This is a genomic window from Martinezella sp. CNPSo 3732, from assembly GCF_057784515.1.
Map to the genome: position 1 here is coordinate 505,926 of NZ_JBXSOO010000002.1, position 14,281 is coordinate 520,206.

Annotated in this window: 12 protein-coding genes; 2 read left to right on the forward strand and 10 right to left on the reverse strand. The window is 60.3% G+C overall.

Annotated features, from left to right (window positions below):
- The first annotated feature begins 29 nt into the window (after positions 1-29).
- Together AC13RM_RS07280 and AC13RM_RS07285 are read left to right on the forward strand one after the other, a co-directional pair.
- Entirely contained in the window at positions 30-401 is a 372-nt protein-coding gene (locus AC13RM_RS07280) for a response regulator (protein WP_028754034.1), read from the forward strand.
- Positions 402-417: 16 nt separating this feature from the next.
- A complete protein-coding gene (locus AC13RM_RS07285; protein ID WP_488554736.1) occupies positions 418-1,791 on the forward strand; it encodes a PleD family two-component system response regulator in 1,374 nt (457 codons plus the stop codon).
- 822 nt (positions 1,792-2,613) lie between these two features.
- Here AC13RM_RS07285 and rpmG read toward each other — a convergent pair.
- From rpmG to AC13RM_RS07335, 10 genes are all read right to left on the reverse strand, one after another.
- Positions 2,614-2,781 carry a 50S ribosomal protein L33 gene (rpmG, locus tag AC13RM_RS07290; RefSeq protein ID WP_003587245.1) on the reverse strand — a complete coding sequence of 56 codons (168 nt, stop codon included), beginning with the start codon at positions 2,779-2,781 and terminating at the stop codon, positions 2,614-2,616.
- A 96-nt stretch (positions 2,782-2,877) separates the two neighbouring features.
- Positions 2,878-4,062 (reverse strand): MFS transporter, encoded by a 1,185-nt coding sequence (locus AC13RM_RS07295; protein ID WP_113233025.1) that lies wholly within the window; start codon positions 4,060-4,062, stop codon positions 2,878-2,880.
- Positions 4,055-4,333, reverse strand: a complete 279-nt coding sequence (locus tag AC13RM_RS07300; protein ID WP_440479700.1) for a hypothetical protein — start codon at positions 4,331-4,333, stop codon at positions 4,055-4,057. The genes AC13RM_RS07295 and AC13RM_RS07300 overlap by 8 nt, the downstream gene beginning before the upstream one ends.
- Before the next feature lie 35 nt (positions 4,334-4,368).
- Positions 4,369-4,824, reverse strand: coding sequence for a DUF983 domain-containing protein (locus tag AC13RM_RS07305; protein WP_113233023.1), 456 nt, complete (start codon positions 4,822-4,824; stop codon positions 4,369-4,371).
- Positions 4,825-4,856: 32 nt separating this feature from the next.
- On the reverse strand, positions 4,857-7,235 hold the full coding sequence (gene rnr, locus AC13RM_RS07310) for a ribonuclease R (RefSeq protein ID WP_488554737.1): 2,379 nt from the start codon (positions 7,233-7,235) through the stop codon (positions 4,857-4,859).
- Positions 7,232-9,901: a type I DNA topoisomerase gene (topA, locus tag AC13RM_RS07315; protein ID WP_440479715.1), complete on the reverse strand. Its 2,670-nt coding sequence runs from the start codon at positions 9,899-9,901 to the stop codon at positions 7,232-7,234. Before topA ends, rnr begins: the two co-directional genes overlap by 4 nt.
- A 279-nt stretch (positions 9,902-10,180) precedes the next feature.
- The gene (dprA, locus tag AC13RM_RS07320) at positions 10,181-11,329 is read right to left on the reverse strand and encodes a DNA-processing protein DprA (protein ID WP_440479702.1); all 1,149 of its coding nucleotides are present in this window, start codon (positions 11,327-11,329) and stop codon (positions 10,181-10,183) included.
- Positions 11,329-11,946, reverse strand: a complete 618-nt coding sequence (plsY, locus tag AC13RM_RS07325; RefSeq protein WP_440479703.1) for a glycerol-3-phosphate 1-O-acyltransferase PlsY — start codon at positions 11,944-11,946, stop codon at positions 11,329-11,331. Before plsY ends, dprA begins: the two co-directional genes overlap by 1 nt.
- Positions 11,947-11,980: 34 nt before the next feature.
- Entirely contained in the window at positions 11,981-13,270 is a 1,290-nt protein-coding gene (locus tag AC13RM_RS07330) for a dihydroorotase (protein ID WP_488554738.1), read from the reverse strand.
- The gene (locus AC13RM_RS07335; protein ID WP_113233019.1) at positions 13,267-14,223 is read right to left on the reverse strand and encodes an aspartate carbamoyltransferase catalytic subunit; all 957 of its coding nucleotides are present in this window, start codon (positions 14,221-14,223) and stop codon (positions 13,267-13,269) included. The genes AC13RM_RS07330 and AC13RM_RS07335 overlap by 4 nt, the downstream gene beginning before the upstream one ends.
- Positions 14,224-14,281: the final 58 nt, after the last annotated feature.

The following is a 14,281-nucleotide window of genomic DNA, read 5'->3' on the forward strand; positions in this document are numbered from 1 at the left end:
TGCAATACCGGATGCAGGGACAGCTTTCCATGCCTAAGCAGGTAATGATTGTAGAAGACAATGAGCTGAATATGAAGCTCTTTCGCGATCTGATCGAGGCGTCCGGCTATACGACGATCCAGACCCGCAACGGCATGGAAGCGCTCGATCTCGCTCGCAAGCATCGCCCGGACCTGATTCTCATGGATATCCAGCTGCCGGAGGTTTCCGGCCTGGAAGTCACCAAGTGGCTGAAGGAAGACGACGACCTGCACGTGATCCCTGTGATCGCGGTCACGGCCTTCGCCATGAAGGGCGATGAGGAGCGCATTCGCCAGGGCGGGTGCGAGGCCTATGTCTCGAAACCGATTTCGGTGCCGAAATTCATTGAGACCATAAAGACCTATCTGGGCGACGCCTGATGATGGGGAAGAGCTGATGACCGCACGCATTCTGGTAGTCGACGATATTCCGGCCAATGTGAAGCTTCTGGAAGCGCGGCTGCTTGCCGAATATTTCGAAGTGCTGACAGCCGAAGACGGCGTAAAGGCGCTCGCCATTTGCGCGAGTACGCAGGTCGATCTCATTCTTCTTGATATTATGATGCCCGGCATGGATGGTTTTGAGGTGTGCGAACGCCTGAAATCCGATCCCCGCACCGCCCATATCCCCGTCGTCATGGTCACGGCACTCGATCAGCCCGCCGACCGTGTGCGCGGCCTCAAGGCCGGTGCTGACGATTTCCTGACCAAGCCCGTCAATGACCTCCAGCTCATCTCGCGCGTCAAGAGCCTGCTCCGCTTGAAGACATTGAGCGACGAGCTGCATATGCGCAACGAGACCGCGCGCAATTTCGGTATCGACGATCTGATGCGAGCTGGCGACGGCCGCACCGAGGAAACCGGTCAGGTACTGCTGGTCGATGGCCGAGCCAATTCGCAGGAGCGCATCATCCGCACGCTCAAGCCGATTGCCCAGGTCGTCGCGATGTCCGATCCGCAGGCGGCTTTATTCGAAGCCGCCGAACGGCCGTTCGAGCTCGTCATCGTCAATTCGAATTTCGACGACTACGACCCGCTGCGGCTCTGCTCGCAGCTTCGTTCGCTGGAGCGCACGCGTTTTCTGCCCGTGCTGCTGGTGACGGAGCAGGGCGCAGACGACATGATCGTCCGCGCGCTGGATCTCGGCGTCAACGATTATATCGTCCGGCCGATCGATCCGAACGAACTTGTCGCACGCTGCCTCACGCAGATACGCCGCAAACGCTATAATGATCGCCTGCGCGCCAGCGTACAGCAGACGATCGAGCTTGCCGTCACCGACGCGCTCACCGGGCTGCATAACAGGCGCTATCTCGACAATCACCTCAAGGTGCTTTTCGACCGCTCCTTGGCACGGGGCCGGCCGCTCTCGATATTGATTACCGATATCGATCGCTTCAAGACCGTCAACGACACCCATGGCCACGATGCCGGCGATGAAGTTCTCAAGGAATTTGCGGCGAGAATCCGTTCCACGGTGCGCGGCGCAGATCTCGCATGCCGTTATGGAGGCGAGGAGTTCGTTGTGGTCATGCCGGATACGCCGGCCGATACGGCCGCCGCAGTCGCGGAACGCCTACGCGCTGCGGTAGAAAATATGCCGGTGAAATTACGCGAAAACGGTGTTGCGCTTAACATCACTGCATCCTTCGGAATTTCGTGCCGTTTGGAGACAATCGAGACGCCGGAGCAGTTGATGAAGCAGGCGGACCTCGCGCTTTACGAGGCCAAAAGAGCAGGACGCAACAGGGTTGTAGCTTCGGCGGCCTAAGCTGAATGGCGGAAAAATGCGGCTACCCATGAATATTGAGGGTATTTTTCAAGTTTTGAACAACAATTCAAATTTTTTGTTTCGTAGCCTGCGAGCATGACCACATAGCCCCGTTTTAAAGAAACGCTGCATACTTATACTTTTGAATTTGATAGATGCGTTCGCTTTTAGGGTACCTTCGAAATATTTCTGTTGTGTCGGTATATAGTTTTGTTTTTTTGGCGGCTTGTTGATGCGATGTCCGTTGGAAGGTGACGAATTAACTGAATGTAATTTGTATATGCAAATGCTCTTGAATATCTGTATTCGATCTTTTCTACCAAAGGAGGCGTTATCACTTTATTCTTGATGGTTTCTTGAGTTTATTTCACTAAGACTATTGGATATTCCTTTCCACCAAAGTCATGAATTTTAACCATCCGAGCAGACAAGCATTTTTTATCATTAAGAATTTGTTGATTTTCTTTCGATTTCGCGCGAATTTAGTCTCGTACATGGACAACCCGCAAGGGCTCCAAGATACCCCATGATGCTCAGGTCCGCCGCATCTCCTGGGTCGTGGGGTCGGTCGGCTGGCAGGCAGAAGATAACGGTTCCTCGTGCCGTTTTGCAGGCTAGCCGGCCCCCAATTTTAAAACGCCGCCCTTCGTTCATCGGAGGCGGCGTTTTTCTTTTCCGTCGGTATGGCAAGCCATTACTCAACTTGGGAATTTTCCGACTGATGTCGCAAAATCGGACGCCGAGCGAGGCGATACCGACAAAACAAAAAAAGGCGCCAACCCTAGGGTTTAGCACCTTTTTGTAACCTGAAGTTTAGGAAACTTACTTGATCTTCGTTTCCTTGAACTCGACGTGCTTCTTAGCAATCGGGTCGTACTTCGTCTTCGTCATCTTGTCCGTCATCGTACGGCTGTTCTTCGTCGTGACGTAGAAGAAACCGGTGTCGGCCGTCGACAGCAGCTTGATCTTGATGGTGGTAGCCTTGGCCATGGTCGTCCTGCCTTTAATAAAAATGAACGCCGTGGACGGCCAGTGCGGAGGTCCACGGCGAATTCTGGCGCGAAAATACAAATCGCGCCCGAAAAGTCAACCTCTGTTGCCCATGAAAAGCAGGCGTATCCCCGAAAGCAGGACATAAAGACCGAAGAAAAACGCCACAGCCCAGGCAAAGCCGCTGGGATTGGCGAGATCCATAGCCGTACCGATCGTCGGCGGGCCGAGAACCATGCCGACGGCGTAACAGAAAACGAAGGCCGCATTGGCGGCGACGAGATCGACGCCGGTCAATCGCGTGCCGAGGTGACTGAGGCCAACCGTATACATGCCGGAAACGCAGCCACCCCAGAAGAGCAGGATGATGGCAAGAATGATCCAGTTCGATGACAGGGAGGGCAATAGAAGCGCGCCAACAAGCCCGATGGTCGCCATGATCGACAAAAGCGGACGCTTGTCGCGCATCCGGTCGGCAAGCAGGCCTAGCGGGATCTGGAACACGAAATTGCCGACGCCCATGACGGTCAGCAGCAATGCGGCCTGTGATTCGTTGAAGCCGAGACGTGTCGCATAGCTGGTGAAGAGCGAGCCGCCGCCGACGGTGACTGCGCCGAACACGAACACCGCGGCCGTCGCCGTTGGCACCAGGAAGATGTAGCGCACGAAATGCAATTCCGGCTTTTCGTCGACGATCGGGCTCTCATTGCGGGCAATGAAGATCGGAATGGCGGCCGCCAGGATGATGCAGGCGCCGACGATGAAGGGCAGCAAGCCCTCGCTGCCGACCACGGAGAAGAGCAGGGGGCCGGCCGCAAAGCCGAGCGAGAACACCGTGGAATAAAGGCCGAGCACGAAGCCGCGCTTGGAAGGCGGCGAGGCCGCGTTGATCCAGAATTCCGACAGGATGAAGAGCGTTGTCGTCGCCCCATGGAAGACGATACGCAGCGGGAACCATAAAAGCAGGTTCTCGGCATAATAGAAGCCGAGTGAGCTTAACGCCGAGAGAAAGACCGCACAGATCATCGTTTGTACGACGCCGAAGCGGTGCGCGAGCTTGGTCGTGATGACCGCGGCCAGCATCGAGGCTACTCCCATCATCGCCGTGTTGAGGCCGATCAGGCTCGAGGGAATGCCACGCTTTTCAAGAATGATGCTGAGAAGCGGCAGGCCCAGCCCGATGGCGATGCCCACGGCCGACACGGAGGCAATGGCCGCGACGAGCGACGGCCAGTGAATTTCTTCGACATGGCCGGCCTTGTCGTTCGTCGGTTCAAGCATAAACTAAATCCTGGAGCATGAGGCAGGCGAATCGATCCGGATGCGCAACATAGAAAGGCACGGCTCGGCCAAATTCAGTTGACGGGTCGGCTTTCATGAGATCGGTCAAACCCTCCGGAACAGTCCCCTTGACGCGCGGCATGTTCAGACAAGAAATGCTGCCGATGTCAAGCCGTTGCTGATGAACGAGCTCGCGCGAATGGCGAATATCGGTCGAATCGGCGACGATTCCCGATAGAAGGGTGAGATGTCGCAAGACAACTTCGGCCATGGGCGCTGGCCGGCTTCGGGGGCGGGCACCTATCGTCACGAACGATCGTTCCCTTGATCCCATTCCTCCGGGCTGTCGTCATGGCCGCCGAAGCCATGCATGCGCAGCGCCCATTGTAGGCCGATGACGCCGCCCTTGATCGGCTGGATGATGGCAAGCGCCGCGATAATGGTGATGGGTGCCCAGATGGCGAGATGCGCCCAGAGCGGCAGCTTGAAAGTCATGTCCGTCAGCATGTAGCCACCGACGATAAGGTGGCCGAGAACGAGGATTACCAGATAGGGCGGCAGGTCGTCGGCACGTTGATGAGAGATATCTTCGTCGCAGACCGCACAACGGTCGACGGGCTTCAGGAAAGCGCGAAAGAGTTTGCCGGTGCCGCAGCGCGGGCAGCGGTTCAGCATGCCGCGGGAAATCGACCGTCCGAGCGGACGTTCGCTCTCGTCTGAACCGCCGAAACGGATGGGAGAGTCGGAAGGGCTGCCCGTCATGAATACGCTTCCTCCGTGCCGGCAGCCGTGTTTTACCTGCGGCCGCGCGGCGGTCTCGTGCCCGGCGCCTTGCGCGCCTGGCTCTTGTTGCGGCGGGTCGCCTTGTGGAAGGAGCGCACCGCCGTCGGCATAGGCTTGCCATCGCTCAGCATTTCGAAGCGCAGGGCTCCGGCAAGCGGAACGGCTTCCGCCAGTCTCACCGTGACATCGTCGCCGAGGCGATAGCCGAGCCCCGTTCTTTCACCCGTCAGCGCCTGATGCGCCTCGTCATAAATGAAATAATCGGTGCCGAGCGTAGATATAGGGATGAAACCGTCGGCGCCATAGTCCGGCAGGGTGACAAAGAGTCCCGACTTGGTGACACCGCCAACGCGCGCCTCGAATTCCGCACCGACGCGGCCGGCAAGATGATGGGCGATGAGCCGGTCCACCGTCTCGCGCTCTGCGGCCATGGCGCGACGCTCGAAGGTCGAGATCTCAGCTGCAATATCGTCGAGCGATGCTTCTTCGTCCGGCGTGATCCCACCTTCGCCGAGGCCGAGCGAGGCGACGAGCGCGCGATGCACGATCAAGTCGGCATAGCGACGGATGGGCGAGGTGAAGTGGGCGTATTTCATCAGATTCAGGCCGAAATGCCCGATATTGTCAGGGCTGTAGATCGCCTGGCTCTGCGAGCGCAGCACCATCTCGTTGACCATGGTCTGATGCGCTGTGCCTTCAGCTTTCGCGAGGATGCCGTTGAAGCTGTTGGCGCGTACATTGCCGCCCTTGGCAAGCGATATGCCGAGGGTCGCCAGGAATTCGCGCAGCACTTCCTGCTTGGCGAGCGTCGGGCCGTCGTGGATACGATAGATCAGCACCTGCTTGCGCTTTTCAAGCGTCTCGGCAGCGGCAACGTTCGCCTGGATCATCATTTCTTCGATGAGCTTGTGCGCGTCGAGGCGCGGCGGCACGAAGACACGATCGACGGTGCCATCAGGCTTCAGCAGGATCTTGCGCTCGGGCATGTCGAGCTCGAGCGGTTGGCGCCGGTCGCGGCCCTTTTTCAAAATCTCATAGGCGTGCCAGAGCGGCTTGAGGATCGGCTCCAGCATCGGACCGGTCTTGTCATCGGGCTTGCCGTCGATCGCCGCCTGCGCCTGCTGGTAGGAAAGCTTGGCCGCGCTCTTCATCATGATGCGATGGAAGGTATGGCCGGCCTTGCGGCCTTCCTTGGAGAAGATCATCTGCACCGCGAGGGCAGGCCGATCGACGCCCTCCTTCAGCGAGCAGAGATCGTTGGAAATGCGCTCAGGCAGCATCGGCACGACGCGATCAGGGAAATAGACCGAATTGCCACGCTTTAGCGCTTCGCGGTCGAGCGGCGAGTTCGGACGCACATACCAGGAAACGTCGGCGATGGCGACGGTGACGATCACGCCGTCGGGATTATCGGGCGAGGGGTCCATTTCGGCGTAGACGGCGTCGTCATGGTCCTTGGCGTCGGCCGGGTCGATGGTGATCAGCGGCAGGCTGCGCCAATCCTCTCGATGGGACATGGTCGCCGGCTTGGCGGCATCGGCCTCCGCAATCACGGGAGCCGGAAATACATGCGGTATTCCATGCGCATGAATGGCGATCATCGAGATCGCTTTTTCCGACGCGACAGAACCGACAACAGACAGAACTTTGGCGCGAGCAAGACCGAAGCGGCCGAGACGCGCAACTTCGACCTCGACCAGATCGCCGTCCTTGGCGCCGCCGGTATAATCCGGATCGATCACCATTTCTTCGCCGCGCCGCTCGATCGGCATGAGGCGGCCGCCGCCACCTGGCGTTTCGCGGAAGACGCCCATGGAGGCGCCCTGCCGCTTGTCGATGACCTTGATGATGCGAGCCGTATAGGCCGGGCCGCCGCGATCGACGGCCGAAAAGATCTTCGCAAGAATGCGGTCGCCCATGCCGGCAACCGGCGCCTTGCCCGTGCCGTTGCGGCCGGCAGGCGAGGAGGACTGCTTGATCATGACTGCGGGCGCGACGCCGTTTTCGTCGGCCCATTCGGCGGGGCGGCCGATCAGCATGCCATCCTTGTCACGGGTGGTGATATCCAGCACGGCGATCGGCGGCAGCGCGCCGGGGCGGATGAGCGATTTGCGGCTCTTCTGCACCATGCCTTCTTCTTCGAGCTCGCGCAGCAGTTCTTTCAGCGCGACGCGGCTCTCGCCCTTCAAGCCGAAGGCCTTGGCGAGCTCGCGCTTGGAAGCCTGCTGCGGATGATCGGCGATGAAGCGCAGGATGACCTCGCGCGGCGGCAGCTCGCCGTGGATGATCGCCATCATCGGTTCGGCGTTCTCACCCCGCTTGGTCGCACGACCAGACTTGCCGGGGCGTCGCTCCGACGATGAAATCCTGCCGCGGGGTTCTCTGCTCACTCTGCACTCTTCTTTTTCGCTGCCGTCTTCGCCGCAGGCTTCTTTGCAGCAGCCTTCGGCTTGGCGGTCGTTTTCGTCGCTTTGGCGCCGGCAGCCGCGGTCTTTGCCTTGGCGGGTACCTTCTTGGTGGTGCCGCGGCTCTTGCCGGCCTTGGCGGCGATCAAAGCGAGAGCTTCCTCGACGGTGATTGCTTGCGGGTCCGTACCCTTCGGCAGAGTTGCGTTGACCTTGCCCCAATTGACATAGGGGCCATACTTGCCGTCGCGAACGGTGATCGTGCCGCCGCCATCCGGATGCGCGCCGAGATCCTTCAACGCTGCGGGCGTCCCGCCGCGCGCTCCACCGCCTGCCTTGCTCTGCTTTTCGGCAAGAACGGTGACGGCGCGGTTCAGACCGACGGTGAAGACATCCTCGACGCTTTCGAGATTAGCGTAGCTGCCGTCATGCAGCAGGAAAGGCCCATAACGGCCGATGCCGGAAGAAATCATCTTGCCGGTTTCGGGATGCTTGCCGATGTCGCGTGGCAGCGAAATCAGCGCCATCGCCTTCTCATAGTCGATATCTTCGGGCTTCCAGCCGCGCGGCAGCGAAGCGCGCTTGGCATCCTTGCCGTCGCCGCGCTGGATATAGGGACCGAAGCGGCCCGAACGCAGCGTCAGCTCTTCACCGGTCACCGGATCGGTGCCGAGCGCTTTCGGTTCGTTCAATCCGTTGGATTCGGCCTCTGCGCCCCCTTCCGACGAAAGCTGGCGGGTATAATTGCATTCCGGATAATTCGAGCAGCCGACGAAGGCGCCGTATTTGCCGAGCTTCAGCGAGAGGTTACCCGTGCCGCATACTTGGCAGATGCGCGGATCGCTGCCGTCTTCGCGCTTCGGGAAGACAAGCGGTGCCAGCGCATCGTTCAGTGCATCCAGAACATTGGTGACGCGCAGTTCCTTCGTGTCTTCGATCTGGGCGAAGAAATCGCGCCAGAAATCGCGAAGCACGTCCTTCCAGTTCAACTCACCGGCGGAGATGCGATCAAGCTTCTCTTCCAGATCGGCCGTGAAGTCGTATTCGACATATTTAGTGAAAAAGCTTTCGAGGAAGGCTGTGACCAGCCGTCCCTTAGCCTGCGGCACGAGCTTGCGCTTGTCGATGGTCACGTAGTCGCGGTCGCGCAGGGTTGCGAGCGTCGCGGCATAGGTGGAAGGACGGCCAATGCCGAGCTCTTCCATCTTCTTGATTAGTGAAGCTTCCGAATAGCGCGGCGGCGGTTCGGTGAAATGCTGGGTCGAATTGATCTTCTGCTTGGCGAGATTTTCCCGCGCGTTGATGTCAGGCAGGCGGCCGCCTTCTTCGCTGTCGTCGCTCTGCTCGCCGTCTTCCTTCTGGTCGGTATAGGCGGCGATGAAGCCATCGAAGCGGATGACGGAGCCGACGGCGCGAAGGCCGGCCTTCTTGCCGGCATTGTCGGCCAGGATCTCGACGGTCGTACGCTCGATTTCGGCCGATGCCATCTGGCTGGCTATGCCGCGCTTCCAGATCAGATCGTAGAGCTTGAGTTGGTCGTCATCGAGGAACTTGCGGATGCGGTCCGGCACGCGGTCGAAATCGGTCGGGCGGATTGCCTCGTGCGCTTCCTGGGCATTCTTTGCCTTGGTGGAATAGAAGCGTGCCTTTTCCGGCAGGTAGCGGTCGCCGAACTGGTTGGCGATGGCGTGGCGTGCCGCATCGATCGCTTCCGGCGCCATCTGCACGCCGTCCGTACGCATATAGGTGATGAGACCGACTGTTTCGCCGCCGATATCGACGCCTTCGTAGAGCTTCTGCGCTACCTGCATGGTGCGCGAGGCCGAGAAACCGAGCTTCGAGGAGGCGGCCTGCTGCAGCGTCGACGTTGTAAAGGGCGGGCTCGGATTGCGCTTGACTGGCTTTGCCTCGACTGTGTCGACGACATAGGAGGCGCCTTCGAGCAGGGCCTTCAGCTTGCCGGCCTCTTCGCCGTTGCCGATCGCGCGCGGCTGCAGGCGCTTGCCGTCGGCGGAGACTAGGCGCGCTTCGAATTCATCGCCACGCGGTGTCTTCAGGATCGCCGAGAGGTTCCAGTATTCTTCCGAGATGAAGCGTTCGATTTCCGACTCGCGATCGCAGACGAGGCGAAGCGCCACGGACTGCACGCGGCCGGCCGAGCGAGCGCCAGGCAGCTTGCGCCAGAGAACCGGCGACAGGTTGAAGCCGACGAGATAGTCGAGGGCGCGGCGGGCGAGATAGGCATCCACCAGCGGCACGTCGATGTCACGCGGCTCGGCCATCGCGTCGAGCACGGCCTTCTTGGTGATGGCGTTGAAGACGACGCGCTTCACCGGCTTGCCGTTGATGACGCGCTTCTTGTTCAGTACGTCGAGCACATGCCATGAAATGGCTTCACCCTCGCGATCCGGGTCGGTCGCGAGAATCAGGCCGTCGGAGGTTTTCAGCGCATCGGCGATGTCCTTGATGCGCTTTTGCGAGGCACCATCGACTTCCCACAGCATTTCGAAATCCTGATCCGGCAGCACCGAACCGTCTTTGGCGGGCAGGTCACGCACATGGCCGAAGGATGCAAGAACCTTATATCCGGGTCCCAGATATTTATTGATTGTCTTGGCCTTGGCAGGCGATTCCACCACTACAACGTTCATCATCAAGTCTCTGAATACGAGGTCGCGCCGGTATAAGACGCGGGAGATACCGGGTTTTTCCGTCTTCCCGGCCTTCCGACATGGACAGGGAAATCGTCGCGGTCAAGAGGCTACTGCATAATTCCTTAAATCGGAATCGATTGAAGCATAAAATTATGCAGCACCTTTAACGTGCTACAGCGACCTTTGCGCATCTTATGTGACGCGCGGCGCTGTAATGCGATTTTTGCGCTTGGCGCGACGATGCGATGCTTAGAATCGGTACGCGTGTCACAGTTTTCAATCCAGCATGGAGATCGATACCAGTCCGCCGGGATGCCGATGCAGCCGGCCGGCCATGTCGAGTTCGAGAAGAACGGAGTGAACGGCCGATATCGGCAGGCCGGTATGGCGGACGATATCGTCGATCTCGACCGGTGTCGGTCCGAGCGCTTCGACGATGTGGTCGCGCTCGGCATCATCGGGCGGCATGGAGAGCGGCTTGCTTCTTTCGATAGGTGCTGTTGCGGGGCGCGGGCGAAAAAGGTCCGGCTCGGCGAGCGGCCGCAGCGCTTCGACGACGTCATCCGGCGTTGTTACGATCATCGCGCCATCTTTCAGCAGGCCATTCGTCCCTTCGCAGCGCGGATCGAGCGGCGAGCCGGGAACGGCAAAGACAAGCCTGCCGAATTCTCCGGCAAGGCGCGCCGTGATCAGCGAGCCGGAGCGGGTTGCCGCCTCGACGACCACGACACCGAGCGATATGCCCGCAATAAGTCGATTACGGCGTGGAAAATCGCGCGCCCGAGGTTCCCAGCCGAACGGCATCTCGCTGACGGCAAGCCCGTTGCCATCCCAGATGTCATTGAGCAGGCCGATATTCTCAGGTGGGTAGGGCTGGTCGAGCCCGCCCGCCATGGCGGCGATCGTGCCGGTCGCAAGGCTGGCGCGATGAGCGGCCGTGTCGATGCCGCGCGCCAGGCCCGAGACTACGGCATAACCGGCCTCGCCGCAGATGCGTGCAATCATGGCGGTGAATTTGGCGCCGCTGATCGAGGCATTTCGCGAGCCGACCATGCCGATGGCCGGTCTCGTCGCTACGGACATGTTGCCTTTGACGGCAAGCAGCGGCGGCGCACCATCGATCTCGCGAAGGGCAGGGGGATAATCCGGTTCGCCGATGCCGACGAAACGCGCCCCGAAGCGGTGTGCCGATTCCAGCTCCCGCAGGGCGTCCCGTTCATCGGCAATGCGGATCGCGCGCGTCGAGCCGCCGCGCTGCGAAAGCTCCGGCAGCGCGGCCAGAGCTGCTTCGGCCGAACCATAGTAATTGATGAGATCGCGGAAAGTGGAGGGACCGACATTGTCGGAGCGGATGAGCCTAAGCCAGGCGATCCTTTGTTTTTCGGTCAGCGCAACTCCGGTCCGTCTTGCGCTGCCTGTGTCCATTATCCCTTTGCTCCGATCTTGCCTTCCGTTCCCGCGGTCAGCCGGGCAATATTGGCCCTATGCTTGTACCAGGAGATAACGGTCATCAGCGCCATGACGGCGGCGATCTTATCGGCGCCCAATATCCACAATACAACCGGGATGACAAGAGTTGCAACCAGCGCGGAAAGCGAGGAGTAGCGGGTGGTAAAGGCGATCGCCAACCAGACGATGGCAAAGATCAGGGCCATCAACGGTGCAAGCCCGAGCAGGATGCCGAGATAGGTGGCGACACCCTTGCCGCCCTTGAAGCCGATCCACACCGGAAAGATATGGCCGATGAAGGCGGCGAAGCCTGCAAGCACACCGGCATCCTCGCCGAAGAAATGCACGGTGATCAGGACAGCGGCGGTGCCCTTAAAGGCATCGAGCAGGAGGGTTGCGGCTGCAAGCCCTTTGTTGCCGGTGCGCAGCACGTTGGTCGCGCCGATATTGCCCGAACCGATGTTGCGCACGTCGCCGAGCCCGGCCATGCGGGTCAGCAGGAGGCCGAATGGGATGGAGCCGAGCAGATAGCCGATGACCAGAGCTGCCAGCGCGGTCTGCAGGGTAAGCTGCCAAGTCCAGAAATCAGCCATCGCGTCCTATTCTCCGTAAACCCTGGCGCTTGCCTTAGAGACTGTAAACCAGCTTGCCGGCGACATAGGTTGCAACCGCCCGGCCGCTCATTCTCGCATCTTCGAAGGGCGTATTCTTCGAGCGCGACAAAAGCATGTCTTTTGCGACAAGCCAAGGCTCGTCGAGATCGACGAGAGCGATATCCGCTTTGGCGCCGGGCTTCAGTGTGCCGGCAGGCAGCCCGAAGATCTGCGCCGGCCGCGTCGAGAGCGCATCGATGAGCCGCATCAGGCTGACTTGGCCACTATGATAGAGCCGGAGCGCTGCCGGAAGCAGCGTTTCCAGCCCGACCGCGCCGTCCTCTGCCTCGCCGAACGGCAGGCGTTTCGTATCGACATCTTGCGGATCATGCGAGGAGACGATGATGTCGATCGTGCCGTCGGCCAGCGCCTCGATCATGCCTGTGCGGTCATCCTCGGAGCGCAGTGGCGGATAGAGCTTGAAGAAGGTCCGGTACTCGCCGATATCGTTCTCGTTGAGCGCGAGATTGTTGATGGAGATGCCGCAGGTGACCTTGGCGCCGCGCGAGCGGGCGAGGCGGATAGCCTCCGCCGATTCCGGCACTGAGATCATAGCAGCGTGGTAATGGCTGCGCGTCAGCGTCGCGATGCGGAGGTCGCGCTCCAGCGGAATCAATTCGGCCTCTTTCGGAATGCCCGAAAGGCCAAGCCAGCTTGCGAGCAGACCTTCATGCATGACGCCGTTTGCGCCGAGATATTTATCGCGTGTCTCGCAGGAAATGACGGCGCCGAATTCGCGCGCATAGGTCATGATGCGACGCAGAACCTGACTGTCGTGGACGCTGGAATGCGCGTCGGTGAACACGACGGCTCCAGCTTCGCGCAGCAAGCCGATTTCCGTCATCTCTTCGCCGGCCAGCCCCTTGGTAAGGGCCGCTGCGGGATAAACATTGACGACGGCCGTATCGCGTGCCGTCTTGCGGACGAATTCGACGAGGGCAATATCGTCGATAACCGGGTCCGTGTCCGGCATCATGATGAAGGAGGTGACGCCGCCGGCCGCAGCCGCACGGCTCGCCGAGGCGATCGTTTCGCGATGTTCACCGCCAGGCTCGCCGACGTGCACGCGTGCATCGACCAGGCCTGGAATGGCGACGAGGCCATTGCAATCGCGAACGGTTGCGCCTTTGGGAATGCCGTGGCTCTTCGTATCCTTGCCCGAGGCAACGATCACGCCGTCTTCGACGACGATCGTGCCGGTTTCATCGAGATTGCGCGAGGGATCGATGATGCGGACGTTCTGGAGGACGATCGAGTTGCTCATGCGCCCACTCCCTCGCTGCGAGGCCCCTGGTTCTGCGAAACGAGCAGCGTCTCCATCACGGCCATGCGGACGGCGACGCCCATCTCGACCTGTTCGGCGATGACGCTTTGCGGACCGTCGGCCACCTCTGAGGCTATTTCCACCCCGCGGTTCATCGGCCCTGGGTGCATGACCAGCGCATCCTCCTTGGCCGCCTTCAAGGTCTCTGCGTCGAGCCCGTAGAAGTGATAATATTCCCGCACCGAAGGTACGAAGGCGCCGGACATGCGCTCGCGCTGCAGCCGCAGCATCATCACAACGTCGGCATCCTTCAGCCCTTCTTTCATCGAATGGAAGACTTCCACGCCCATGTCGGCGATGCCGGCCGGCAGCAGCGTGGCGGGTGCGACGACGCGGACGCGTGCGCCCATCGCGTTGAGAAGCAGGATATTGGAGCGGGCCACGCGCGAATGCAGCACGTCGCCGCAGATCGCGACGATGATGCGCGAGAGCTTGCCCTTGGCGCGGCGGATCGTCAGCGCGTCGAGCAGGGCCTGAGTCGGATGCTCGTGCTGGCCGTCGCCGGCGTTGACGACGGAGCAGGAAACCTTCTGCGCCAAGAGCGCGGCAGCGCCCGCGCTCGAATGACGGATGACAAGCACATCAGGCCGCATGGCATTCAGCGTCATCGCCGTGTCGATCAGCGTCTCGCCCTTTTTGACCGAGGAGTTGCCGACCGACATGTTCATCACATCGGCGCCCAGCCGTTTTCCGGCCAGCTCGAAGGAGGATTGCGTGCGCGTCGATGCTTCGAAGAAGAGATTGATCTGCGTGAGACCGCGAAGCGTCGATGTCTTTTTCTCGCGCTGGCGGCTGATCTTGACCGCCTCGTCGGCCTTGTCGAGAAGATAGGTGATATCCTGCTCGGTGAGGCCCTTGATGCCAATGAGGTGGCGGTGGGGAAAGAAGACCATGAACCTGCCTCCGGATTTCGTCAGGCGGTCTATAAAGAGGGAGCGCCGATGGGGCAAG

What these genes read in the sequence shown, in the direction of transcription:
- AC13RM_RS07330 (WP_488554738.1), bottom strand. Translation starts at nt 13,270, where the DNA reads ATGAGCAACTCGATCGTCCTCCAGAACGTCCGCATCATCGATCCCTCG.
- AC13RM_RS07295 (WP_113233025.1), bottom strand. Translation starts at nt 4,062, where the DNA reads ATGCTTGAACCGACGAACGACAAGGCCGGCCATGTCGAAGAAATTCAC.
- AC13RM_RS07335 (WP_113233019.1), bottom strand. Translation starts at nt 14,223, where the DNA reads ATGGTCTTCTTTCCCCACCGCCACCTCATTGGCATCAAGGGCCTCACC.
- AC13RM_RS07305 (WP_113233023.1), bottom strand. Translation starts at nt 4,824, where the DNA reads ATGACGGGCAGCCCTTCCGACTCTCCCATCCGTTTCGGCGGTTCAGAC.
- AC13RM_RS07285 (WP_488554736.1), top strand. Translation starts at nt 418, where the DNA reads ATGACCGCACGCATTCTGGTAGTCGACGATATTCCGGCCAATGTGAAG.
- plsY (WP_440479703.1), bottom strand. Translation starts at nt 11,946, where the DNA reads ATGGCTGATTTCTGGACTTGGCAGCTTACCCTGCAGACCGCGCTGGCA.
- AC13RM_RS07300 (WP_440479700.1), bottom strand. Translation starts at nt 4,333, where the DNA reads ATGGCCGAAGTTGTCTTGCGACATCTCACCCTTCTATCGGGAATCGTC.
- dprA (WP_440479702.1), bottom strand. Translation starts at nt 11,329, where the DNA reads ATGGACACAGGCAGCGCAAGACGGACCGGAGTTGCGCTGACCGAAAAA.
- AC13RM_RS07280 (WP_028754034.1), top strand. Translation starts at nt 30, where the DNA reads ATGCCTAAGCAGGTAATGATTGTAGAAGACAATGAGCTGAATATGAAG.
- rpmG (WP_003587245.1), bottom strand. Translation starts at nt 2,781, where the DNA reads ATGGCCAAGGCTACCACCATCAAGATCAAGCTGCTGTCGACGGCCGAC.
- topA (WP_440479715.1), bottom strand. Translation starts at nt 9,901, where the DNA reads ATGAACGTTGTAGTGGTGGAATCGCCTGCCAAGGCCAAGACAATCAAT.